Source organism: Blattabacterium clevelandi, from assembly GCF_003268615.1.
Lineage (GTDB): Bacteria > Bacteroidota > Bacteroidia > Flavobacteriales > Blattabacteriaceae > Blattabacterium > Blattabacterium clevelandi.
In genome coordinates, this window is sequence record NZ_CP029844.1 from 190,933 (window position 1) to 215,851 (window position 24,919).

Consider the following 24,919-nt stretch of genomic DNA (forward strand, 5'->3'; position numbering starts at 1 on the left):
ATCACAAATATAGATATTTAATTGTTAATGATTACTTAATGAGTTTATTATTTAAAATCTAGATTAGAAGTTTTATATTTTTCTTGTTTTTTTATAAGTCTTTTAGTTATAGTCTCATATCTTATTATCAAAAGCATAGATGATAAAGTAATCCCTATTCCTAATCCTATCCATACACCTTGACCACCCATTTTAAAATATATGGAAAATAACCATTCTATAGGCAATGCAATAATCCAATAAGAAAAAAAACTTATCCACATAGGAACATTAACATCTTGTATCCCTCTTAATGCTCCAATAATTATTCCTTGTATTCCATCAGATATTTGAAAAACACTAGCAATTATAATCATTTTTTTTGCTAGATAAATGACTTCATAATCATTTTTAATATATAAATAAGGAATATAATTTCGAAAAAAGAAAAATATAAGACTACATATTAACATAAATATTATTCCCATAATTATAACCGACCATCCTATTTTTCTTAATTCATAATAATTTTTTAAAGCTAATTGATTCCCTATTCTAATTGTTGCAGATACGGAAAATCCTGTACTAAGAAGAAAAGTTGAGGAGACAAGATTAAGAACTATTTGATGTGCAGCTAATTCTTTTATTCCACATTTTCCAGATATAAAAGAAGAGATAGAAAAAGCACTTATTTCAAATAACATATGTAATCCAGAAGGAATACCTATTTTTAGAATTTTTTTCAAATATTTTTTTTTTAAAAAAAAATATTTGAAATGATTATAATAATTACGAACTTTTTTATATTTATATAATAAACAATAAATACCTATTAACATTATTATTCTAGAAATTAAAGTAGCATAAGCTACTCCAGAAATTCCTAATTTTGGGATTCCATATAAACCATGAATAAATAAATAATTCAAAATAATATTAACAAAAGCAGATATCCAAGTAATGATTAAACTGGGAATAATTAAAGATAATCCTTCTGAAAATTTTCGAAAAATTTCAAAAATCATCCATGGAATAAAAGAAAAAGCTGTAATCCTTAAAAATGATATTGTATCATTTAAAATTTCTTTAGGTTGACCTAAATATGGAAGAATATAGAAAAAAATATGTATAAAAATATACATGAATATTGATAAAAAAAAATTAAGTATCAATCCATGATAGAAAATAATAGCCCCTTTTTTATACTCATTTTTTGCATCTACTAATGCTATTAATGGAGATATAGCAGTAGATATTCCAAATCCAAAAATAACGAGAACAAAAAATATAGAATTAGCTAATGAAACTGATGCCAAAGCATTTTTACCCAAAAATCCTACCATCATATTATCAGATAATCCAACGATTATAACTCCTAATTGAGTGAAAGATACAGGGATTGCTAATAAAAGGTTTTTTTTAAAATACTGTAAATATGTGGTATATTTTCTTCTTATATTTTTATAAATGGAAATTTTACGATATTAACAGGTATTTTTTTTTTTCTTATTGAAATAAAAATAGATTTTTTATCTAATTTTTTTTCTGTAATAAAACCTAATCCTATCCCTTTTTTTAAAACTGGAGAAAAACAACCAGAAGTCACTTCTCCAATAATAGAATTTTTTTTATTTCTCAATAAATATCCTTGTCTAGGTATTTTCCCTTTTTCTATAAAAAAAGAAAAAAATTTTTTGTATGTACCTTCTATTTTTTGTTTTTTCAATATTTTTTTTGCAATAAATTTTTTATCAAATTTTGTAATCCAAGATAATCCAGCTTCTATAGGAGTTATTTTTTCAGTTATATCTTGACCATATAAACGATACCCCATTTCCATTCTCAATGAATTTCTACTTGCTATTCCACAAGGTATCATATTTGAAATAGTACCTATATTTAGGATATTATTCCATATATATTCCGTATATTTATTATGAATATAAATTTCTACCCCTTTAGATCCAGTATATCCTGTTCTTGATATCAAAACTTTATCTATATCCAAAAATTTTCCTATTTCAAAATGATAAAATGGAATTTTAGATAATGGAATATTTGTTAATTTTTGAATAGAAGATATAGATTTTGGTCCTTGTATGGATAAAATAGAATATTTTTGGGAAATATCTAAAAACTTTAATTTTTTATTTTTTATATAATTATTTATCCATTTTTTATTTTTTTCAATATTTATTGCATTAACTATAAGTAAAAATTCTTTTTCTGAAATTTTATAAATAATTAAATCATCGATAATACCTCCTAAAGTATTAACTAAACAAGTATATTGAGCTTGTCCTGATTTTATATTAGATAAATTATTTATGGTTAAATATTGAAGTAGATTATGGGAATCTTTTCCTTTTAAAATAAATTTTCCCATATGACTAATATCAAATAAACCTACAGATTTTCTTACAGCCATATGTTCTTTTAATGAAGAAATATATTGAAGAGGCATAGAAAAACCAGAATAAGGGATCATTTTAGCTCCTAATTGTATATGATTATTATATAATATTGTTTTTTTTAATATATTAAGATCCATCATATTCTGCAAAATTATTTTTAGTTTCGTACAAAGTTATTTTTAAATTTAAATCAGAAGATATTTTTTTTTTGATTTTATTCCAAATAAAAATAACAATGTTTTCCGTTGTAGGATTAATATCATAAAATTCTTCAATATCTACATTAATATTTTTATGATCAAAAAGAACATCTATTTCTTCACGAATAAGGTTTTTCAATTTTTGTATACTAAAAACAAATCCAGTTTTTGAATTTATTTCTCCTGTAATACTAACAATATATTCATAATTATGTCCATGATAATTGATATATGCACATTTCCCAAATTCTTTAATGTTTTTATTACGATCCCAATGAGGATTATAAAGTCTATGTGCAGCACTAAAATGCCCTTTTCTACTTATAGTTGCTTTCATAAAAATAATTATTTATTTAAAATTTAATTTTTTCAAATATTTATTTATAATAATTTTAAACCATATAGTATAAGAATTTGGATAAAAATGCATATCTATAATCAGTTTTTTTAATGTAATCCATTTCCATTGATCAACTTCTTGATAATTAATAATAGGTGGATAAGCGTAATATCCTATAAAAACATGGTCTAATTCATTTTCTATCAATCCATTATTTAATAATTCATAATAAGTAAAACAAAATTTTTTTTCTAAAAAACAATCAAATCCCATTTCTTCTATTAAACATCGATGTGCAGCTTTTAAAATAGACTCATTTTTTTTAGGATGACTACAACAGGTATTGGTCCAAAGTAGTGAAGAATGATATTTTTTTGAAGATCTTTTTTGTAACATTAATAACTTATTATTATCCTTTGGATTATATTTAAATATAAATACTGATACTGCACTATGTAATAATCCTTTTATATGAATTTTTTCTTTTTTTTCAAAACCAATAATTTCATTTTTTTTTCCTATTAAAGGAATAAAAATATTTTTTTTTGTCATTATGATTTATTTTTTTAAATTTTTAATTTATAATACTTCCTATTTGATATAAAAAATTTTTTATGAAAAATAGTTGATTAATTTTATTTGATAAAAATTATAATTTTAATTTTTGAAAAATTTTTTAAAAAATACTTTTTTTTAAAATTTCTATTAAAAATTAATTTTTTCTATTAAAATAAAAATTGTATTTATTGATTTTTAAATATTATAATTATAATAGAATGAATAAAAATTTATTTCAAAAAATTTAAAAAAATGAAAAAAAAAAATTATTAAATGAATTAAATAATTTAAGAAAAAATACTTTAATGTATACTTTGGATATAAAATATATTGATATAGGAATAAATACTTTAGTAGCAAAAATGTCAGTAAATAAAAAATTACTTCAACCTATGGGATATCTCCATGGTGGAGCAACAATTGCTTTAGCAGAAAGTGTTGGAAGTGCTTTATCTATAATAAATTTAAATCAAAATAATTCAAATATTTTTAATATAGAAATTTCTGCAAATCATATACGAAATGTTAAAAATGGAATTATTTTTGCTAAGTCAAAAATAATTCATAAAGGGAAAAAAATTCATTTTATAAAAATAAATATTTATAATGAACATAAAAATATTATTAGTTTTTGTAAAATGACCAATATAATAATTCCTAAAAAAATATGCGATTTATAGAAATAAATATCATTAATCTATATAAAAAAGTAATAAAAAAATATTATAATAATGAAAGTTTTGTTTTATTTAAAAAACCTTATGAAAACAAAATTTATCTTTATTCTTGTGATAATAATAGAAAAATTAAAATAAAAGAAAATTTTTTTTTAATTGGAAGTTTTAATCATAAAAATATCGTAAAAATTTATACTAATGAAATTTATTTTTTAGATATAAAAAAATTTATATCTAAAAAATTAATTAATATCCCTTCTTCTTTTATAGATATAGATATAAATTCCTCTCTTTTAATTTATTCATATGAATATAAAAATTTACTTAAAAAAGCTATTAAATTTATAAAAAATAATTATTTAAAAAAAGTAGTTTTATCTAGATTAATAAAAATACCATTTCATAATTTTTATTTAAAAAAAACTTTTCAAAAATTAATTTTTTCTTATCCTAATTCTTTTATAAGTTTATGGTATGATTTTTTTTATGGTTTTTGGTTAGGAGCTTCTCCAGAATTATTAATGAAATGTAACGATAAAAAATTACAAACTGTAGCATTAGCTGGTACTATTTCTATTTTAGAAAATAACAATAAATGGACACAAAAAGAAATAGAAGAACATAAAATAGTAATAGAATATATTACTAATTTTTTAAAAAAATATTATTCAGGAATTTTATCTATAGGAAAAACAACAACTATAAATTTAGGAACTATACAACATTTAAAAACTCCAATTAATTTTTCTTTTTTTAAAAAACCAAATTTTTTCGAAATTTTAAAAAATATGTATCCAACTCCTTCTATATGTGGTTATCCTAAAAAAAAATCTTTAGATTTTATTCAAAAATATGAAGGTTATCATCGAAATTTTTATACAGGATATTTTGGCCCTGTTGATAAAATAAATATGGAATTATATCTTAATTTAAGATGTGCAAAAATAAAAATGGATAGAAAAGAAATCAATTTATATGCAGGAAGTGGAATTACTATGCATAGTAATGCTGAACAAGAATATTTAGAAACAGAAAATAAAATAAAAAATATTTTTTCCAAATTTATTTTTAATTAATTTTTTTTTTCCTATGAAATGGTTTTATAATTATACGTACACTTTTATTATAATGAAAATATTGAATAATCCAATTTGTTAAAGTTATTACTCTATTTCTAAATCCAACTAGACCAATTAAATGAACAAACATCCAAATAATCCATGCTAAAAATCCTTTTAATCTAAAATAAGGAAAATCACAAACTGCTTTATTTCTTCCAATAGTTGCCATAGTACCTAGATTTTTATATTTAAAAGGGGGTCCTAATTTATTATCTAATAAAAAATAATTAAAATTTTTAACAAGATAATTTCCTTGTTGAATAGCAGGTTGAGCTGTCATAGGATGACCATTTGGATAATATTTATTTTTAATTATATAAGCTATATCTCCAATAGCAAAAATATTTGGATATCTTAAGGTTTTAAGATAATTATCTACTAAAATTTTTTGTCCATTCATCATATCTTCTTTTATAAATCCTTTTATCATAGCACCTTTTACTCCTGCTGCCCATATAACATTAGAAGATTCTATTTTTATATTATTATTTATCAAAACAATTTTACCATCGTAATCTTTTACCAAACAATTTAACCAAATATTTACTCCTAATTCTTCTAAATTTTTAAAAGCTTGTTTTGAAGATTTTTCTGACATTCCATCTAATAATCTAGAAGATGCCTGTAATAAATAAATCTTCATACGTTGAATATTTAAATCTGGATAATCGTTTTGTAATACATATTTTTTCATTTCTGCTAAAGCACCAGCTAGTTCTACCCCAGTGGGTCCTCCTCCAACAATAACAAAAGTCATCAGTCTTTCTCTTTCTTTAAAATTTTTTGTAAGTAATGCATATTCAAGATTTTGTAGTATAAGACTTCTTAAATTTAATGCTTCTGGAATTGATTTCATTGGTAATGAAAAAAATTCTATATTTTTATTTCCAAAATAATTAGTTACAGATCCTGTAGCTATAATTAAATAATCATAAAATAAAATTCCTACATTTGTATGTATTTTTTTTTCTTTTATATTGATAAAATTAACGTTAGCTAATCTAAAAAAAAAGTTTTTTGTTTTTTTTATAATTGTTCTAATAGCATGTGCAATAGAATCTGGTTCTAATCCTGCTGTTGCTACTTGATATAATAAAGGTTGAAAAGTATGATAATTTTTTTTATCAATAAGGACTATTTGAAATTTATCTCTTCTTAATTTTTTAGCAACTTGTAAACCGGCAAACCCAGCTCCAATTATTACGACTCTTTTTAGATTATTTTGTGTTGGAATATTCATAGTCAAAAGTTTGACGTATAAATTTATTATAAAAATTATATTTTCATTTTAATTGATAAATTAATAATTTTGTTAATAAAAATTATATAATTTTTATGATTTATTATTTTATTATAGGAATAACATTTTTTATTAGTGTTATAGTCAGTAAAATTTTGAAAGATAAAATTCAGACTTATTCTAAATTTTATTTACAAAATCATATGAGTGGAAAAGAAATAGCAGAAAAAATGTTAACGGATAATGGTATTTATGACGTAAATATTATATCTGTAGAAGGAGAATTAACTGATCATTATAATCCATTAAATAAAACAGTTAATTTAAGTGAAAAAGTTTATTATGAAAATTCCGCTGCTTCTGCTGCTATCGCTGCTCATGAATGTGGTCATGTTTTACAACATAAATGGGGTTATAATTTATTAAAATTTCGAAATGGATTAATTCCTATTTTGAACTTTAGTTCTAAATTTACACATTTAGCTATAATGATTGGACTTACAATATTTTATAGTTCAGAAGGAAAAAATTCTTTTATTCTTAAATTAGGTATAGGATTATTTTCTTTAGCTGTTTTTTTTTCTTTTATTACTCTTCCAATAGAATTTGATGCTAGTAAAAGAGCTTTAACTTGGTTAAAAAATAAAAATATGGTAACATTTCAGGAATATGAAAAGGCAAAAGATTCTTTAAAATGGGCAGCAATGACTTATGTTGTTTCAGCTTTAGGTAGTTTAGCTCAATTAATGTATTTTTTATCTATTTTTAGTTTTAATAAAAAAAATGAATAATTTTGATTATTTTTTATTCTTTTTTTTAGAATTTCTTGGATTTTTACGAAGATTTCCATATGTTTTATTTTTTATTTTTCCTTTTTTAGTTTTTTTATCTCCTTTTCCCATTTTTTAAAATTTTTTGGATAATTTTATTATGGATTTCTTTTGTTTTTTTTTTTAAAAAAGAAATGTCCTGAGTATTTTCAATAATTATATTAGAATTTTTTATTTTTTCCTTATCAGAAATTTGAAATTTAATACGATTCATAATTTTTTTTTCACTTAGATGATCTCTTTTAATGATTCGTTCAATCATTTTCTCTATAGGAGAAATAATAGTAACAATTAAATCACAATTTTTATAAGATCCACTTTCAAATAAAATAGCAGATTCTTTTATAGAATACAAAGTATTTTGTGAAAAAATCCAATTTTTAAAATCTAAAAAAATCCAAGGATGAACAATAGAACATAATAATTTTAAATAAATAGAATTTTTAAATACTATTTTAGATAAAAATTTTGTATTAATTTTATTTTTTTTATATGATTTTTTTCCAAAATATTTTATAATATTATTTTTTAATAATTTTTTTTGATTCATTAAAATTTTACTTTTTTGATCTGATGAATATACAGGAATTCCATTTTTTTTAAAAAAAGAGGAAAATAAACTTTTTCCAGATCCCATATTTCCAGTAATTCCTATCAAAAATGATCTCATTTTTTTTCAATATTTTTTTTAAATTCTATTTCTTTTTTTTTATTATTATTTTTGTTTATTTTCAATAAATTTTCATAACGTAATTGAGTTAATTCTTTAGATATAGCGTTTTTTTCAAATTTTATTTTTCCTGTAATAGTTTCTAATATACAAAAATGATTTGTAATTTCTATTACCTTTCCATGTAATCCAGAATTTGTTACTATATAAATTCCTTTTCTTAAATTTTCTTGAAATTTTTTTTCTATTTTTTGTTTTCGTATTTGAGGACGTATCATAAAAAAATAAAATACAATAAATATTAATACAAACATCCAAATAGTGTTTGTTATAGAATTTTGTTGTAATATAGGAAACATAAATTTTAACATTTTTTTTTTGGGAATATATAATAAGTAAAATGAGTAAAGTAAAAAAATAATTATATTAACTCTTTTTCAGTTTTTAATATTTTATTTTGTTTGTATAGTAATTTGAATACTTTATCTAAAATACCATTAATGAAGATTTTACTTTTTTCCATACAAAATATTTTTGTAATTTCTATATATTCATTTATAGTTGCTTTTGGAGGAATATTTGGAAAGTATAAAAATTCACAAATAGCCATTTGTAATATAATTAAATCTACAGTAGCTATTCTCTTTATAGTCCAATTTTTGGATATATATTCAATGAGTTTATTAAATTCATCTTTATGATAAATTGTATTTCTATATAAATCAATAATAAATTTTTTATTTTCATTATTTTTATAAATATTATATAATTTAAAATTTTGTGGGGTAGATAATTTTATAGATTTTAAAGTTTTACAAACTATCTTGTGTGCAAGATATAGATTTTCTGAACCATTTATTACATATCTATCTTCAATATAATCTATTAATTTTTTATTGGGAATTATATTATTTTTATAATATTTTATAATAAAGTTTTTTTCTTCTTCAAAAGAGGAATTAAATTTTTGGATGGAATTTTTAACAATTTGTGATGTTTGCATTTCTTTTATTAATAAAAAAAGAATAGATTCATCTTGTTTTATCCATAATTTTTTTTCATAATATTTTAAATATTTATACTTTAATAAATATTTATTATTAGATAATATTTTAATTATGGAATTATATGCTATTTTCTGTACAGAATTGATTTTATTTTTAGTTGAAATTTCATTTATATTTTTTATAGCTTTATCTCTAATTTTTAATATTAAATAAAGTAAAAAAATATATAATTCATGTAGTTCTTCAATATTTTGAAGCATGTTTTTTTCTACTTTTTTAAAATTTATTTTAGATAAATGTTGGGCATATAAAAATTGAAAACTTCTTATTCTGAAGTATCGCCTCATTAACATTTTTTTATGGTATTAATTTTTTATAGTTTACAATTATATAAATAAAATTTTAAATTAAAAAGTTTGTATTTTTATATTCGGGATGAGGGGTTTATTTACTTTTAGTAAAAAATATTTTTTTAAATATAAATTTCGTTTATGTATAGGTTTTTTATTAATTTTAATATCAAATATTTTAACTATACTTCCTATTCCTTATATAGGAAAATCTATTAATACGATAAAAAATATTTTTATATTTTTTTCAAAATATAATTCCTATAATTATTTTAATAATTTAAAAATAAAAATATTAATTTATACAAGTATAATATTATTAGTACCAATTATAGGAGGAATTGTTAAATATTATATGAGACAATGTATTATTACAACGTCAAGAATGATAGAATTTGATATAAAAAATGAAATTTTTTTACATTATCAAAAATTGAGTTTATCTTTTTATCAAAAAAATTCAACTGGAGATTTGATGAATCGTCTTACAGAAGACGTTTCTTTTATTCGACAATATATAGGACCAGGAGTAATGTATTTTGTTAATCTTATAGTTTTATTTTTAATGGTTTTTATACAAATGTTCCGATTAGATAAAATATTAACTTTTTATGTAGTAATACCTATTCCTATACTTTTTATTTTTATTTATCATATTGGTATTTTTATTACAAAAAAAAGTAAAAATGTACAAAGTTATCAATCTTTTATTTCTTCTTTTATACAAGAAACTTTTTCTGGAATTAATGTTATTAAATCATTTGTATCTGAAATTTTTTTTCAAGAAAAACATAAGAGAATTATATTAGAATATCAGAAAAAAAATATAGAATTAGCTAAAATGGATACTATTTTATCTTCTATTATTATTTTTTTTATTGGAATGATTCATTTATTAATTATTTTTTTTGGAGGTAAAAAATATTTTAAAGGAGAAATAAGAGAAATAGGAATTCTTGCAGAATTTTTTACGTATATCAATGTATTAGTTTTTCCTTTTATTATTTTAGGTTGGGTTATTTCTATAGTAGAAAAAGCAAAAGTATCACAAAATCGTATAAATAAATTTTTAAAAGAAATACCTGAAATTTTTAATAAAAATTTGGGGAAAACAGAAGTTATTGGAAAAATTAAATTTAAAAATGTTAGTTTTATTTATAATTCTAATTTAAAAAATCAATCTAATACTATAGATAAAGTATCTTTTACTATTAAAAAAGGAAAAACTTTGATTTTAACTGGTGAAACAGGATCTGGAAAAACAACGATTGGAAGATTAATTTCTCGACTTTATGATCCAAATAAAGGAAAAATATTTATAGATAATATTTCTTTAAAAAATCATAATCTTTTTAATTTTAGAAGTAAAATTGGTTATGTGCCTCAGGAATCTTTTCTTTTTTCAGATTCTATTTATAATAATATAGCTTTAGGAAGTATTAAAAAAGAAAATTCATATAAAGTCTATGAAGCTGCAAGAAAAGTAATGATAGAAGAGGAAATTCTTAATTTTAAAAATGGATATGAAACGATTATAGGAGAAAGAGGGGTTACATTATCTGGAGGGCAAAAACAAAGAATATGTATTGCTAGAGCTATTATAAGAAAGCCAAGAATACTTATATTTGATGATAGTTTTTCTTCTATAGATCAAAAGACTAGAAAATTAATAATTCTTTCTATAAAAAAAGAATTGAAAAATAGTACTATTATTATTATTACTCATGATATATCTTATCTATCTGATTTTGATCTTATTATTGTATTAAAAAATGGAAAAATATTTCAAATAGGTAATAAAAATTTCTATTTTTATAAAAAAAATATTGAATAATTTTTGGAAAAGTAGGATGGACCATTTTTTTTATTTAGATTTGCTTAATTAGGATTTATAATTTTGTTTGAAATGGACGAAAAAGAAAATATTAAAGAAAGAAATGAAATTTGTTCACGTACTTTAAAAACAGGAAGTCGTACTTATTTTTTTGATGCTAGGGAAACAAGAGCAGGGGATTATTATTTAACTATTACTGAAAGTAAAAAAATTTTTTCTGAAAGTGGAGAAATTACTTATAAAAAACATAAAATTTATTTGTATAAAGAAGATTTTTCTAAATTTCAGAGTATACTTGATGATATGATTCGATTTATTATAAATGAAAAAGGGAGAGAAGTAATTTCAGAACGTCATCAAAAAGATTTTAAAAATAATACATTTAATCAAGAAGTTAAAGAAATCCATAAAAAAACATTGGAAAAAAAAGACCTTACAAATATGAATTTTGAGGATATATAAAAATAAGTATTGTTAAGTAACATATTATATTTTTTTAGTATTTTTTTCATTGATAATATTTTTATGTTATGGAAAACTATAGAAATATAATGAAGAATATTAATACTTTTATTTTTGATGTTGATGGGGTATTAACTAATTGTACTTTAAATTTATTCCCTGATGGGAATATGGTCCGTCAAATGTTTGCTAAAGATGGATTTGCTATACAATTAGCAAAAAATAGAGGATATAATCTATGTATTATTACAAGAGGTTCAGATTTAATGGTTTTTCGTCGTTTAAGAGATTTTAATATTCAATATATTTATCAAGGTGTTGATAATAAAAAAAAATATTTGGATGAATATTGTAATATTTTAAATATTACTAAAAAAAAAATATTATATATGGGGGATGATATTCCTGATATTGAAATTATGAAATCTGTAGCTCTCCCTTGTTCTCCAATAGATGCGGTACCAGAAGTAAAAGAGGTCTCTAAATATATCTCTCCGAAAAAAGGAGGGAGGGGATGTGTAAGAGATGTAATAGAACAAACTTTAAAAATTCAAAAAAATTGGTTATAAATATAAAAAAAATAGTGTCTAATGACACTATTTTTTTTATTATATCTTCTACCACTACTACATTTACATCATTCCACCCATACCACCACCACCAGCTCCAGGCATTGGTGGAGAACTTGGTTCATCTTTTTTTATTTCTGTAACAACACATTCAGTAGTTAATAACATTCCGGATACTGATGCTGCATTTTCTAATGCAACTCTAGCTACTTTAGTAGGATCTATAATTCCTTCAACTATCATATTTTTATATTCTCCAATTTTTGCATCATAACCAAAATCCCCTTTTCCTTCAGCTACTTTAGCAACTACTACAGATCCTTCACCACCTGCATTAGCTACAATTTGACGTAAAGGTTCTTCTAATGATCTTCTTACTATTTGTATTCCAGTATCTTGATCAGGATTATCTCCTATAATGTTTTCTAATGATTTGATTGCACGAACTAATGCAACTCCACCACCAGCTACAATACCTTCTTCAACTGCAGCACGAGTAGCATTTAAAGCATCATCTACACGATCTTTTTTCTCTTTCATTTCTACTTCAGATGCAGCTCCTACATAAAGGACAGCAACTCCTCCAGCTAATTTAGCAAGACGTTCTTGTAATTTTTCTTTATCATAATCAGATGTAGTAGATTCTATTTGAGCTTTTATTTGATCTACACGTGCTCTTATATCTTTTTTACTACCTCCACCATTAATAATGGTAGTATTATCTTTATCAATAATAACTCTTTCTGCTTTTCCAAGCATTTTTAATTTAACATCTTCTAATTTACTTCCAGTTTCCTCTGAAATTACAGTCCCCCCGGTAAGAATAGCAATATCTTCTAACATAGCTTTTCTTCTATCTCCAAATCCAGGAGCTTTGATAGCTGCTACTTTCAATGTTCCACGAATTTTATTGACTACCAAAGTAGCTAATGCTTCTCCTTCTACTTCTTCAGAAATAATAAGCAAAGGCTTTCCAGATTGAGCTACAGGTTCTAATATTGGTAACAAATCCTTCATTGCAGCAATTTTTTTATCAGATAGTAGAATTTGTGGTTGATCAAATTCTGTTATCATTTTCTCAGTATTTGTTACAAAATAAGGAGATTGATAACCTCTATCAAATTGCATACCTTCTACTACATCTACTGATGTATCTGTACCTTTTGCTTCTTCTACTGTAATAACTCCTTCTTTCCCTACTTTTTCAAATGCATCTGCTATTAATGCTCCAGTTTTTTCATCATTATTTGCAGATATAGAAGCTACTTGTTTTATTTTATCGGTATTTCCTCCAACTTCTCTAGATTGTTTTCTTAAATCTAAAATAACAACTTCTAATGCTTTATCTATTCCTCTTTTTAAATCCATTGGATTTGCTCCAGCTGCTACATTTTTTAATCCCTCTCTAACGATAGCTTGTGCTAATACAGTTGCTGTAGTTGTTCCATCTCCAGCAACATCATTAGTTTTAGAAGCCACTTCTTTAACCATTTGAGCTCCTAAATTTTCTATTGAATCTTCTAATTCTATTTCTTTAGCTACAGTAACTCCATCTTTAGTTACTTGAGGTCCTCCAAAAGATTTTTGTAATACTACATTACGCCCTTTTGGTCCTAAAGTAACTTTAACTGCATTAGCTAATGCATCTACTCCTTTTTTTAATTTATCTCTTGCTTCAATATCAAACTTAATATCTTTTGCCATAATTTTTATATTTTTTAAATTACAAGTTATGGATTATTCATAATTATTTATGATTTCTATCATAATTAATTATTATATAACTGCTATTACATCAGATTCCCGCATAACAAGATATTCTTCCCCTTCCCATTTTAATTCAGTTCCAGAATATTTTCCGTATAAAATTCTATCACCTTTTTTTAAAATCATAGGTTCATTTTTTTTCCCGTTTCCAACAGATATCACAGTTCCTTTTTGTGGTTTTTCCTTTGCAGTATCAGGTATAATAATACCTGATGCTGTTTTTGTCTCAGCAGGATCAGGTTGTACTAGTACTCGATCTGCTAAAGGTTTAATCTTTACTTCCATCATATTTAAAATAATTTTTAAAGTTAATGATACTAACCGTTCAAAGCCAAAAACATGCCAAATAAAAAATATTTGAATTTTTTGTATTTAACTAATATTATATGCCATAATGACATATTTTTATGAATTATGTTTTAATATATAATTAAAAAATAAAGTCAAAAAAAATATAAAAATAGATAATATCCAAGTTATTTTTTCCAAAAGATTATTTGTTCTTTTAATTCCAAAAAGTCTAAAATTTTTATCCATAAAAGATTGATAAAAAAGTCCTTTTTTAGGATTTTGGATCAAAATTATTATGATAAGAAGAAAACATATTAAAATAATAAATAATCCTATAAATAATATAGTTGAATACATAATTAATTACCAATTATTAAATATTTTATTATATAGTTGAAAAACCAAATTATTAATAATTTTTTCTACTATAAGATAATTTTCTAATGGAAAATTATCTTTTTCAGAAAAAGATTCTATAATATCAAAATATTTTTCCCAATTTTTTTCTGGATTTAAATTATCTTTACAGTAAATTTTTACTGTCATTTTAATAAATTTTAATTTTGGATTTCTTCTCTTAATTATTTTATAATCTATAAAATCTCCATATAAATAAATATTTCCTCCCTTTGTTACAAAATTCCAAGGAGTATGTTTTAAAATAAAATTTTCAAATTTTTTTTTAAATTCAAAAGAAATAGATTTTCCTGAAATATTTATATTATCTGAAAAATTTCCAATTTCTATTGTTTTTTTATCCAATAAAGAAGGAGCATAATGACAATGACTATTATTAAAAAAAATGGGAACAAGAAATATAATAAGAATATTTTTATAAACCATATTGTTTAATTTTTCTATATAATGTTCTTTCTGAAATACCTAATTCTATTGCAGTTTTCTTTCTTTTTCCATTATTTTTTTTTAAAGCCTTTTGAATAAATTCTATTTCTTTTTTTTGTAATGAAAAAGAATCTGATTTTTCTTTTGAAAAATCTTCTTCTATTTCTTCATAATCAAGATCATATCTTGATAAAGGTTTTGAAGAATCTTTTAATTGAAATATTGAATCTTTCACTATAGATTTAATAGAATTATTGGAAGGATTAATTATTTTTCCAAATACTTTTTCCATAAGTTCTTGATTTTTTTTTATAAATTTATTATCATTGTTATTTTTTATTAATTGTAATGTTAAATTTTTTAAATGATTTAAACTTTTCTTCATATCAAATAAAATTTTATATAGAAAATCTCTTTCGTTAGAAAAATTTTGAAAAAAATATTCGTTATTTCTCGAATGAGAAAATGATAAAGATGGAATATTTTCTGGAATATATTCTTTTAATTTTTCTGAAGAAATTTCACGTTTTTTTTCTATTATTGACATTTGTTCTATAAGATTTTTTAATTGTCTTATATTTCCGGGCCAAGGATATTTTTCTAAATATATTATAGCATCTTCAGTCAATTTTACTGAAGGCATATGATATTTATCTGAAAAATCATTAGAAAATTTTTTAAATAATAATTGAATATCATTTTTACGAAAACGTAAAGGAGGAAGATTAATTTGAACTGTATTAAGACGATAATATAAATCTTCTCTAAATTTTCCTTTTTGAATAGATTCTAAAAGATTTAAATTAGTTGCAGCTACAATCCGTATATTAGTTTTTTGTATTTTAGAAGAACCAACTTTTATAAATTCCCCTGTTTCTAAAATTCGAAGTAGACGAACTTGTGTAGTTAAAGGAAGTTCACCAACTTCATCCAAAAATATAGTTCCTCCATTTGCACCTTCAAAATAGCCTTTTCGCATACTTATAGCACCTGTAAAAGATCCTTTTTCATGTCCAAATAATTCACTATCAATAGTCCCTTCTGGAATGGCCCCACAATTTACAGCAATATAAGAATGATGTTTCCTATAGGAAAATTGATGAATTATTTTTGGTATAAATTCTTTTCCTACTCCACTTTCTCCAAGAACTAGAACGGAAATATCTGTTGGTGCAACTTGAATAGTTTTTTCTAAAGCTCTATGCAAAGCATAATCATTTCCAATAATGGAAAATTTTTTTTTTATGTTATGGATAGATTCCATATATAGATTTTACTTATTTATTTTTTTCTATTCCTATTCCCATTAATGTAGCAGATGTGTAATCCATTATTTTTATAAAAACGGTTTCTCCTATTTTATAAGTTTTTTTTGGAAAAACTATTACAATATTTTGTGTATTTTTTCCATACCAATATTGATTATTTTTTTTAGATTCTCCTTCTATTAAAACTTCTTGAATTTTACCTATATATTTTTTCATTTGAAAAAGAGAATGATCTTTTTGTAAGTCAATAATTTCTTTTAATCTTTTTTTTTTTATAATTTCTGGAACATTATCTTCTAATTTATTATAAGAATAAGTTCCAGGTCTAGGAGAATATGAAAACATATAACCATAATTATACTTTACTTCATTCATTAAACTAAGTGTTTCTTGATGATCTTTTTCCTCTTCATTACAAAATCCAGTCATAATATCATGAGAAATAGAACATTCAGGAATTATAGATCTAATTTTTTTAATTAAAAAAAGATATTTTTTACGAGTATATTTTCTATTCATTAATTTTAATATTTTATCGCTACCAGATTGAACTGGTAAATGAATATGTTTACATATATTGGAATGTTTTGATATTACTTCTATTACTTGATTGGACATATCATGTGGATTAGAAGTAGAAAAACGAATTCTCATAAAAGGTATTTCTATAGCTAATACATCTAAAAGTTTAGAAAAATCTATTATTTTATTATTTTCAGTATATATTTTTTTATAATTTCTTTTTTTAAATCCATCGCTACCAAACCATACGTAAGAATCTACATTTTGACCTAAAAGAGTGACTTCTTTAAATCCTTTTTTATATAAAATTTTACATTCTTTAATTATAGAATAAGGGTCACGGCTTTTTTCTCTTCCTCTTGTAAAAGGGACTATGCAAAAAGTACACATGTTATCACATCCTCTTGTGATACTCAAAAATGCTGTTATTTTATTTTTTTTTCTAAATGGGTTTATATTATCATAGGTTTCTTTTTTATATGAAAAAATATGAGAAATTTTTTCTCCTTTCATAGATAAACGAATTATACTAGGTATTTTTTTATAAAAATCTGGTCCAATTGTAAAATTGATCAAATTATTATCTAAAAAATTTTTTTTCATTGAATTTGATAAACAACCCAAAATACCAAATAATATAGGTTTTTCTTTTTTTAAATACTGTAATCTTTGTAATCTATTTTTTATAGTTAATTCTACTTTAGTCCTTATAGAACAAGAATTTAATAAAATTATATTTGCTATTTTTAAATTTTCTGTTAAAAAAAATCCATTATTTAATAATATAGAAATAACTATTTCATTATCAGAAATATTCATTTGACATCCATAACTTTCTATATAAAAAAAATTTTTTTTTCCATTCATTTTTTTATTTATGTTATTTTATATTTAATAATTTTTTTTTAAAGATAAGAAAAATGTCATTATGTCATAAAATGAAAAATTAAATGATTATATTATGGAATTTTAAGTATTTTTTTAGCGTAAAAAATCATTTTTTTATTTCCTGTAGATTTTTCTTTTACATTGGAAAGTTTAATAACAGGTATCCATTTTTTTTTTGGAATAGCTTTTACCATTTTAATCACTATATTCATTGATGGAGGTCCAAAATCATTAGTAAAATTAGTACCTATACAAAAAAATGGAGTAATTTTATTTTTACAAAAAGAGGAAATATAAGCTATTTTATATGGATTAAGATTATCGGAAAATATAATTTTTTTTTGTAATGGATTTATTTTAAATTTTTGATAGTGTTTTATAGTTTCCTTAGTAAAGAAAATTGGATCTCCACTATCATGTCTAATACCTTCAAAAATATTTGCTAATTTTTGATTAAAATTTTTTAAAAAAATAGGGGTAGTATATGTATCAGATAAGGCAATACCTAAATTTTTTCCATATATATTTAACCAATTTTTCATAGCGATTTTATCTGCTATATTAAATCCATATTTAGCTGCATGAAACATAATCCATTCATGTCCATGAGTCCCAATAGGTTTTATTGATAAAATATGGGATAAATGTACGTTACTGCTACCTATAAAAAAAGAAGATGCTTCTTTTTTGACTAATTTTAAAACTAATTTATGTATTTGATATGAAAACCTCCTTCTAGTACCGTATTCTCCAATTTTGATATTTAATTTTTTATATTGATTTAATTTTTTTTTAGTTAAAAAAATAATTTTTTGATCTGAAATTCTTTTTGCACCTGTTAATTGATAATATAATTCAGATATGATTGCCATTAAAGGGACTTCCCATAAAATAGTTCTATACCATAATCCCTCTATATGCATTTGTATATTTTTTCCTTTTTGAGATATATTAACTTCTTTTGGATTATATTGATATTTATTTAAAAAATCAAGATAAGTAGAATCTAAATAAGGACAATTTTTTTCTAAAAAAATCCTTTCTTCATTGGATAGTTTAAGATATGACATTTTATCAAGATTTTCTTTTAAAAGATTGGCAAAATTTTTGGGAAAAGAATGTTTTCCACGATTTATAAATTCATATTTAGTTTTTACTAAAGGAAATAATTTGATTACAGCATTTTGCATAGTAAATTTATAAAAATCATTATCTAATAAAGACGATACAATAGAAAATTCATTCATTAATTCATTAAATATATTTTTCGATAATTATCAAAAAAGTATTATTTGGAATACTTGAAAATAAAAAATTTTTTATAAAATAATTGAAAAAATCTTGTTTTTTTATATATGAAGTTAAAAAACTTCTTCAAGAAGAATATTTTTCTTTTAGAAAGAATATTTCTCTAAATTTGCTTTTAAAACAATTTATTTTTTAATATGGATTATACGAAATTATACGTTGGCAATTTATCTTATGATATGACAGAACAAGAATTAAAAGAATATTTTGAATCTATAGGAGAAGTTATTAACGCAAAAATTATTTTTGACGAATCTACTTCTAATAAAAGAAGTAAAGGATTTGGATTTATAGAGATGTCTAATGAAGAAAATGCAAAACAAGCTATAGAAAAATTAAATGGAACAGAATTTATGGGAAGAAATATTATTGTTTCTGTAGCTAGACCAAGGATAAAAAGGGATTAATTTTTTTTCCTTTTTCTATACGTCTACATCTGTTTATTATACAAATGAAAATGAATAAATACTGAAATATTAATAAATAATTAATTAATCATGTTAGTGTATTAATTATATGGATTTTATGAAAGAATTATATGGAACAGGTGTAGCGTTAGTTACTCCTTTTAAAAAAAATAGAAAAATTGATTTTAATGGACTTGAAAAACTTCTAAAATATATAGAAGATAAAGTGGATTATTTAATAATATTAGGTACTACAGCCGAAACTTCTACTTTAGAAGAAAATGAAAAAAAAGATATAATTGAATGTATTAAAAATTCTAATTATAAAAAAATACCTTTAATATTAGGTATAGGAGGTAATAATACAGAAGATGTTATAAAAAAAATAAAAAATATTAATTTATCAGATTTTTTAGCAATTCTTTCTATTTCTCCTTATTATAATAATCCATCTCAAGAAGGAATATATCAACATTTTAAATCTATTATTAATAATACAGATGCAAATATAATCGTTTATAATGTTCCTAAGAGAACAGGATCTAATGTTTTTCCTGAAACGATTATTCGTTTAGCTAATAATTTTAATAGAATTATAGGAATAAAAGAAGCATCTGGTAATATTTTACAATCTTATAAAATTATTAAAAAAAAACCAAAGAATTTTAGTGTGATAGCAGGAGATGATTTTATTTCTTTGCCTTTAATATTAGGAGGAGGAAATGGAATTATATCTGTAATAGCTCAAGGATTTCCAGATAAAATATCTAAAATGATTTCTTTAGCAAAAAAAAATAAAGTAAAAGAATCTTTTTCGATCTTTTATGAAATTTTTAATATGATTGATCTTCTTTATGAAGAAGGGAATCCTACTGGTATTAAAACTTTTTTAGATATTATAGGTATATGTAGTTCCTATGTAAGATTACCATTATTAAGTGGAACTTCTAATTTAAAAAAAAAAATGCAATGTTTATTAAAAAAACTATAAATAAATTAATTATTTAATTTTTATGTTTAGTAAAAAAATACAAATAGAATTAAAAAAACAATTAAATAGAGAATTAGAATCTTCTCAATTATATTTATCTATGGCTTCTTGGGTTGAATATAAATATGGTAGTCTTGATGGGATATATAATTTTTTATATGATCATTCAGATGAAGAAAGAAGACATATGTTGAAATTAATCAAGTATATCAATAAAAGAGGAGGATATGTGGATAATTTTAATCAAAGTAAATATTATATTTTTGAAAAAATTTCATATAATTCTTTGATGGATTTATTTCATCAATTATTTGAACATGAAAGAAAAATTTCTTTAGAAATTAATTTTTTAGTTGAATTATCATTACAAGAAAAAGATTTTTTTACTTATAATTTTTTACAATGGTATGTTGAAGAACAAATAGAAGAAGAAGTTTTAATAAAAAAAATATTGGATAAAATTGAATTAATTGGAGAAGATAAAGGAGGCTTATATTTATTTAATCATGATATCAAAAATTTTTATCAAAAAAATGTGGAAAAAAATTAAATAATTATGAACTATACAAAAATTATCTTTTTATGGTTATTTTTAATAACTGGATGTTATAATGGAAAACATTTATCAAATTGGGATCCTACTTTTTATAATAAAAAAAATGAAATTTCTATATTGGAAAATATTTTTCGAAAATTGAATCTTTTTTCAAAAAAAAAATATTTAGGAAATAATTATGAGGAAAATGAATCATTTAAACGTGGATTGAATTATTATTTTAAATCTTTAAATTTTGATTTAGATCAAAAGACAACTAGAGAGGCAATTGAAAATTTAAATAAATTCATTAAAGAATATCCAAATAGTTCAAAAATAGAAGAAATTAATGAAATTTTAAATAAATTATCAAAAAAACTTGAAAAAAAAGATTATTATATTGCTAATACATATTTTTTTATGAAAAAATATCAGTCTTCTTTAATTTATTTTCAAGATTTTTTAAATAATTTTCCGAAAAGTAATTTTAAAGAAGATGTTTTATACAAAATTTGTTTAATTACATATAAACTTTCTATTAATAATAATAAAAATAAAAAAAATCAAATTTTAAATTTTCTTAAGGCATATTATAGATATGTTAAATCATATCCAAATTCTCCTAATATAAAAAAATTAAAAATATTTTATGAAAAATTATTAAAATAATGAATTTTAAAAAAATTAAAGCTCCAATAAATACAGAAACAATAGATCGTGAAGAATTGGAAAAAAAATCTGGGAAAAATATCTATGGAACTATTTGTATTCTAGAAAGAATTAGTCAAAAAATTAGTCAAAAAATTAAAGAAGATTTGGACAAAAAATTGGAAGAATTCAATTTTATCAATAAAAATAATTTAGAAGAAATTTTTGAAAATAAAGAACAAATAGATTTATCTAAATTTTATGAAAAACTTCCAAAATCTACATCTATTTCTATTCAATATTTATTAGATAATAAAATAAAAATTAATTAATAATATTTTCGTAATCTTCTAAAAATTTTTTCAATCCTATTTTTGTTAATGGATGATTAAATAAAGATAAAATTATTTTTAATGGAGATGTTACTGCATATATTCCTATTTTAGAACATTCTATAATTTGTAATGGATTACGTATGGAAGCTGCTAGAATTTTTGTATCAAAGTGATAATTATCATAAATATTTTTAATCTCTTTTATTAAATTTAATCCATTATATGATAAATCTTCTAATCTTCCTAAAAATGGAGAAATATAATTAGATCCTGATTTTGCTGCTAAAATAGCTTGACCAGATGAAAATACCAAAGTACAATTAGTTTTAATATTTTTTTTTGATAAATATTTTATTGCTTTAATTCCATCTTTAATCATCGGAATTTTTACTACAATTTTTGGATGTAAAAGTGAAAGCTTTTCGCCTTCTTGAATCATATCCATATAATTTGTACTTATTAATTCTGCACTTACATCTCCTTCCTCATCATCTAAAAGATGACAAATAGATATATAATGATTATAAATATCTTTTTTTTGGATAGATTCTCTTGATATTAAAGAAGGATTTGTAGTCACTCCATTTAATACTCCTAATTTTTTTGCTTTTTTTATTTCTTTTAAATTAGCTGTATCTATAAAAAATTTCATATATTTTTTTTCTAATTAAGAAAAACAAATTTATAAAAAAATTGAGAATAAAAATTTGTAAATTTATATCTATCAAAAATTATAGTTATGAATTTTGATGTTATTGTCTTAGGTAGTGGTCCAGGTGGTTATATTGCATCTATACGATCTGCACAACTTGGAATGAAAACAGCTGTAATAGAAAAAGATTATTTGGGTGGAGTATGTTTAAATTGGGGATGTATACCAACAAAATCTATTTTAAATAGTGCAAAAATTTTACAAGAAATAAAAAAAAATAAAAAATTATTTGGTATACATCAAATAAAAGTTGACTTTTCTCAAATAATTTCTAAAAGTAGAAATATAGTGGATAAAATGAGAAAAAGAGTTTCATTTTTAATGAAAAAAAATGGAATACATGTTATTAATGGAGAAGCAAAATTAAAAAAAGGAAAAAAAATTGAAATTTTTCGAGATAAAAAAAAAATTGAGGAATATTATGCTACGCATATTATTATAGCTACAGGTGGAAAACCTAAAATTGAAAAAAAATTTCAACAAAATAAAAAAAGAATAATAGGATATCAAGAAGCATTATCTCTTTCTAGATTACCTAAAAAAATGATTATTATTGGGTCTGGTTCTATTGGATTGGAATTTTCGTATTTTTATCATTCTATGGGAACTAAAGTTATCCTTATAGAACATTTTCCTAAACTTTTTCCAAGTGGAGATGAAGAAATATCTGATCAATTAAAATTAATTTTTGATAAAACAGGAATTAAAAGTTATGTTTCATCTTTTATAAAAAAAATAAATTATACTGATAAAGGAATTATAGTTGATATTAAAAATCCTAAAAAAGATATTACTATAGAAGCAGACATAGCACTTTCTGCAATTGGAACTATTCCAAATATTAATAATATAGGATTAGAAGAAATAGGGATTAAAACTAAAGAAGGGTTCATAGTAGTAGATGAAAAATATAGAACAAATATAGAAGGTTATTATGCTATTGGAGATGTAATAGAAGGCCCATCATTAGCACATGTTGCTTCGCATGAAGCAATTTCATGTATTGAAAATATAAAAGAATTAAATCCTCAAAAAATAGATTATGGAAATATTCCAAAATGCGTTTACTGTTATCCAGAAATTGCATCAGTAGGTTATACTGAAAAACAAGCTAAAGAAAAAGGATATAAAATTAAAGTTGGAAAATTCCCTTTTCATTCTATTGGAAAATCTATTTGTGATGAAAATATTGAAGGGTTTGTTAAAGTTATTTTTGACGAAAAATATGATGAATGGTTAGGTTGTCATATGATTGGAAATAACGTTTCAGATCTTATTTCTGAAGTTGTAGTTGCTAGAAAATTAGAGGCAACTAATTATGAAATAATGGGAAGTATTCATCCACATCCTTCATTAAGTGAATCAATTTTTGAATCTATTTTTCATGCTTATGGAAAATCAATTCATTTGTAGTTATTTTTTTTATAAAAAAAAATAAATTATAATTATTATTGTATTTACAATATTATTAGATTAGTATAAAAAGTACTGATCGGAATTCTTTATTACCTTTTATCATAATAATAATATTTTTTATGTTATTTATCATTATTTTTTTATGATACACATTATATTATTTGGACCACCAGGATGTGGAAAGGGGACTCAAGCAAAAATTTTAAAAAAAAAATTAGGATTAGTTCACTTGTCTACTGGAATGATATTTAGACATCATATAAAAAATAAAACAAGTTTAGGTAAACTTTCTCATTATTATATTAATCAAGGTGTATTAGTTCCTGATCAAATTACAACAAATATGTTAAATATAGAAATTAAAGAACATATTCAATCTAAAGGAATTATTTACGATGGATATCCTAGAACAAGAAATCAAGTTTTTTCTTTAGAAAAAATATTAGAATCTTTATCATTAGGTAGGATAAATATAATTTTTTTTTTTAAAATAAATAAAAAATTATTAATCAATAGATTATTAAAAAGAGGAAAAATTAGTCATCGTGATGATGATTCGGATATTATTACAGTTCAAAGAAGAATAGAAGAATATAATAAAGAAACTTCTTTTATTTGGAATGAAAAAAAATGGAAAGATCATTTCATAGAAATTAATGCATCTTCTTCTATAAGTGAAATCTCTTTTTTTATAGAAAAAAAAATTTTGAATTTAAATATTTAAATAATAATTATTT

30 protein-coding genes are annotated in these 24,919 nt (G+C 21.8%); 13 read left to right on the forward strand and 17 right to left on the reverse strand.

All coding sequences use genetic code 11. The features are described 5' to 3' along the window. Window positions 1–47 precede the first annotated feature (47 nt). The 4 genes from DM817_RS00905 to DM817_RS00920 form a co-directional block, all read right to left on the reverse strand. On the reverse strand, window positions 48–1,325 hold the full coding sequence (locus DM817_RS00905; protein WP_235610886.1) for an MATE family efflux transporter: 1,278 nt from the start codon (window positions 1,323–1,325) through the stop codon (window positions 48–50). A gap of 107 nt (window positions 1,326–1,432) precedes the next feature. Further along, complete coding sequence (gene gcvT / locus DM817_RS00910) at window positions 1,433–2,530, reverse strand: glycine cleavage system aminomethyltransferase GcvT (protein WP_113738543.1); 1,098 nt, start codon at window positions 2,528–2,530, stop codon at window positions 1,433–1,435. Beyond that, complete coding sequence (locus DM817_RS00915) at window positions 2,520–2,930, reverse strand: 6-pyruvoyl trahydropterin synthase family protein (RefSeq protein ID WP_113738191.1); 411 nt, start codon at window positions 2,928–2,930, stop codon at window positions 2,520–2,522. Before DM817_RS00915 ends, gcvT begins: the two co-directional genes overlap by 11 nt. A 12-nt stretch (window positions 2,931–2,942) precedes the next feature. Next, window positions 2,943–3,485: an isopentenyl-diphosphate Delta-isomerase gene (locus tag DM817_RS00920; protein WP_113738192.1), complete on the reverse strand. Its 543-nt coding sequence runs from the start codon at window positions 3,483–3,485 to the stop codon at window positions 2,943–2,945. 311 nt (window positions 3,486–3,796) lie between these two features. Between DM817_RS00920 and DM817_RS00925 the strand changes: the two genes are divergently transcribed. After that, window positions 3,797–4,171 (forward strand): PaaI family thioesterase, encoded by a 375-nt coding sequence (locus tag DM817_RS00925; RefSeq protein WP_113738193.1) that lies wholly within the window; start codon window positions 3,797–3,799, stop codon window positions 4,169–4,171. Next, window positions 4,159–5,244, forward strand: coding sequence for a chorismate-binding protein (locus DM817_RS00930; RefSeq protein ID WP_113738194.1), 1,086 nt, complete (start codon window positions 4,159–4,161; stop codon window positions 5,242–5,244). Before DM817_RS00925 ends, DM817_RS00930 begins: the two co-directional genes overlap by 13 nt. Here the strand turns inward: DM817_RS00930 and DM817_RS00935 are convergent. Then, entirely contained in the window at window positions 5,237–6,529 is a 1,293-nt protein-coding gene (locus DM817_RS00935) for an NAD(P)/FAD-dependent oxidoreductase (RefSeq protein WP_113738195.1), read from the reverse strand. The genes DM817_RS00930 and DM817_RS00935 overlap by 8 nt on opposite strands. A gap of 95 nt (window positions 6,530–6,624) precedes the next feature. Here DM817_RS00935 and DM817_RS00940 point away from each other — a divergent pair, with 95 nt between their 5' ends. Continuing rightward, window positions 6,625–7,320, forward strand: a complete 696-nt coding sequence (locus DM817_RS00940) for a zinc metallopeptidase (protein ID WP_113738196.1) — start codon at window positions 6,625–6,627, stop codon at window positions 7,318–7,320. Window positions 7,321–7,326: 6 nt separating this feature from the next. Here DM817_RS00940 and DM817_RS00945 read toward each other — a convergent pair whose 3' ends face one another. From DM817_RS00945 to nusB, 4 genes are all read right to left on the reverse strand, one after another. Beyond that, window positions 7,327–7,431, reverse strand: a complete 105-nt coding sequence (locus DM817_RS00945; protein ID WP_113738197.1) for a 30S ribosomal protein THX — start codon at window positions 7,429–7,431, stop codon at window positions 7,327–7,329. Beyond that, entirely contained in the window at window positions 7,415–8,029 is a 615-nt protein-coding gene (coaE, locus tag DM817_RS00950; RefSeq protein WP_113738198.1) for a dephospho-CoA kinase, read from the reverse strand. The genes DM817_RS00945 and coaE overlap by 17 nt, the downstream gene beginning before the upstream one ends. Continuing rightward, window positions 8,026–8,388, reverse strand: coding sequence for a preprotein translocase subunit YajC (yajC, locus tag DM817_RS00955; RefSeq protein WP_113738544.1), 363 nt, complete (start codon window positions 8,386–8,388; stop codon window positions 8,026–8,028). The genes coaE and yajC overlap by 4 nt, the downstream gene beginning before the upstream one ends. 62 nt (window positions 8,389–8,450) lie before the next feature. Further along, entirely contained in the window at window positions 8,451–9,389 is a 939-nt protein-coding gene (nusB, locus tag DM817_RS00960) for a transcription antitermination factor NusB (protein WP_113738199.1), read from the reverse strand. Window positions 9,390–9,471: 82 nt separating this feature from the next. Here nusB and DM817_RS00965 point away from each other — a divergent pair, with 82 nt between their 5' ends. The 3 genes from DM817_RS00965 (at window position 9,472) to DM817_RS00975 (ending at window position 12,251) form a co-directional block, all read left to right on the forward strand. Continuing rightward, window positions 9,472–11,220: an ABC transporter ATP-binding protein gene (locus DM817_RS00965; RefSeq protein ID WP_113738200.1), complete on the forward strand. Its 1,749-nt coding sequence runs from the start codon at window positions 9,472–9,474 to the stop codon at window positions 11,218–11,220. Between the two features lie 72 nt (window positions 11,221–11,292). Beyond that, the gene (locus DM817_RS00970; protein WP_113738201.1) at window positions 11,293–11,682 is read left to right on the forward strand and encodes a DUF3276 family protein; all 390 of its coding nucleotides are present in this window, start codon (window positions 11,293–11,295) and stop codon (window positions 11,680–11,682) included. Between the two features lie 89 nt (window positions 11,683–11,771). Next, complete coding sequence (locus DM817_RS00975) at window positions 11,772–12,251, forward strand: KdsC family phosphatase (RefSeq protein WP_394336194.1); 480 nt, start codon at window positions 11,772–11,774, stop codon at window positions 12,249–12,251. 63 nt (window positions 12,252–12,314) lie between these two features. Here DM817_RS00975 and groL read toward each other — a convergent pair whose 3' ends face one another. The 7 genes from groL to pncB all read right to left on the reverse strand — a co-directional run bounded on the left by groL (window position 12,315) and on the right by pncB (window position 19,077). After that, a complete protein-coding gene (gene groL, locus DM817_RS00980; RefSeq protein WP_113738203.1) occupies window positions 12,315–13,955 on the reverse strand; it encodes a chaperonin GroEL in 1,641 nt (546 codons plus the stop codon). 72 nt (window positions 13,956–14,027) lie between these two features. Further along, on the reverse strand, window positions 14,028–14,306 hold the full coding sequence (locus DM817_RS00985; protein WP_113738204.1) for a co-chaperone GroES: 279 nt from the start codon (window positions 14,304–14,306) through the stop codon (window positions 14,028–14,030). A gap of 117 nt (window positions 14,307–14,423) precedes the next feature. Further along, window positions 14,424–14,666: a preprotein translocase subunit SecG gene (gene secG / locus DM817_RS00990; RefSeq protein WP_113738205.1), complete on the reverse strand. Its 243-nt coding sequence runs from the start codon at window positions 14,664–14,666 to the stop codon at window positions 14,424–14,426. Window positions 14,667–14,672: 6 nt separating this feature from the next. After that, window positions 14,673–15,152: a hypothetical protein gene (locus DM817_RS00995; protein WP_113738206.1), complete on the reverse strand. Its 480-nt coding sequence runs from the start codon at window positions 15,150–15,152 to the stop codon at window positions 14,673–14,675. Further along, entirely contained in the window at window positions 15,142–16,416 is a 1,275-nt protein-coding gene (locus DM817_RS01000; RefSeq protein WP_113738207.1) for a sigma-54 interaction domain-containing protein, read from the reverse strand. The genes DM817_RS00995 and DM817_RS01000 overlap by 11 nt, the downstream gene beginning before the upstream one ends. Before the next feature lie 13 nt (window positions 16,417–16,429). After that, window positions 16,430–17,809: a tRNA (N6-isopentenyl adenosine(37)-C2)-methylthiotransferase MiaB gene (miaB, locus tag DM817_RS01005; RefSeq protein ID WP_113738208.1), complete on the reverse strand. Its 1,380-nt coding sequence runs from the start codon at window positions 17,807–17,809 to the stop codon at window positions 16,430–16,432. 92 nt (window positions 17,810–17,901) lie between these two features. Then, the gene (pncB, locus tag DM817_RS01010) at window positions 17,902–19,077 is read right to left on the reverse strand and encodes a nicotinate phosphoribosyltransferase (protein WP_113738209.1); all 1,176 of its coding nucleotides are present in this window, start codon (window positions 19,075–19,077) and stop codon (window positions 17,902–17,904) included. 198 nt (window positions 19,078–19,275) lie between these two features. Between pncB and DM817_RS01015 the strand changes: the two genes are divergently transcribed. The 5 genes from DM817_RS01015 (at window position 19,276) to DM817_RS01035 (ending at window position 22,051) form a co-directional block, all read left to right on the forward strand. Further along, entirely contained in the window at window positions 19,276–19,545 is a 270-nt protein-coding gene (locus DM817_RS01015) for an RNA recognition motif domain-containing protein (protein ID WP_014246142.1), read from the forward strand. 118 nt (window positions 19,546–19,663) lie between these two features. Further along, a complete protein-coding gene (dapA, locus tag DM817_RS01020; RefSeq protein WP_113738545.1) occupies window positions 19,664–20,536 on the forward strand; it encodes a 4-hydroxy-tetrahydrodipicolinate synthase in 873 nt (290 codons plus the stop codon). Window positions 20,537–20,558: 22 nt separating this feature from the next. Further along, window positions 20,559–21,086 (forward strand): ferritin, encoded by a 528-nt coding sequence (locus tag DM817_RS01025; protein WP_113738210.1) that lies wholly within the window; start codon window positions 20,559–20,561, stop codon window positions 21,084–21,086. 6 nt (window positions 21,087–21,092) lie between these two features. Then, window positions 21,093–21,740, forward strand: a complete 648-nt coding sequence (locus DM817_RS01030; protein WP_113738211.1) for an outer membrane protein assembly factor BamD — start codon at window positions 21,093–21,095, stop codon at window positions 21,738–21,740. Next, a complete protein-coding gene (locus DM817_RS01035; RefSeq protein WP_113738212.1) occupies window positions 21,740–22,051 on the forward strand; it encodes a hypothetical protein in 312 nt (103 codons plus the stop codon). Before DM817_RS01030 ends, DM817_RS01035 begins: the two co-directional genes overlap by 1 nt. Here the strand turns inward: DM817_RS01035 and fsa are convergent. Beyond that, window positions 22,044–22,706 (reverse strand): fructose-6-phosphate aldolase, encoded by a 663-nt coding sequence (fsa, locus tag DM817_RS01040; RefSeq protein ID WP_113738213.1) that lies wholly within the window; start codon window positions 22,704–22,706, stop codon window positions 22,044–22,046. The two genes, DM817_RS01035 and fsa, sit on opposite strands and share 8 nt — an antisense overlap. An 87-nt stretch (window positions 22,707–22,793) precedes the next feature. Here fsa and lpdA point away from each other — a divergent pair, with 87 nt between their 5' ends. Beyond that, the gene (gene lpdA, locus DM817_RS01045; RefSeq protein WP_113738214.1) at window positions 22,794–24,179 is read left to right on the forward strand and encodes a dihydrolipoyl dehydrogenase; all 1,386 of its coding nucleotides are present in this window, start codon (window positions 22,794–22,796) and stop codon (window positions 24,177–24,179) included. 145 nt (window positions 24,180–24,324) lie between these two features. Further along, window positions 24,325–24,906, forward strand: coding sequence for a nucleoside monophosphate kinase (locus DM817_RS01050; protein ID WP_113738215.1), 582 nt, complete (start codon window positions 24,325–24,327; stop codon window positions 24,904–24,906). The last annotated feature ends 13 nt before the right edge of the window (window positions 24,907–24,919 follow it).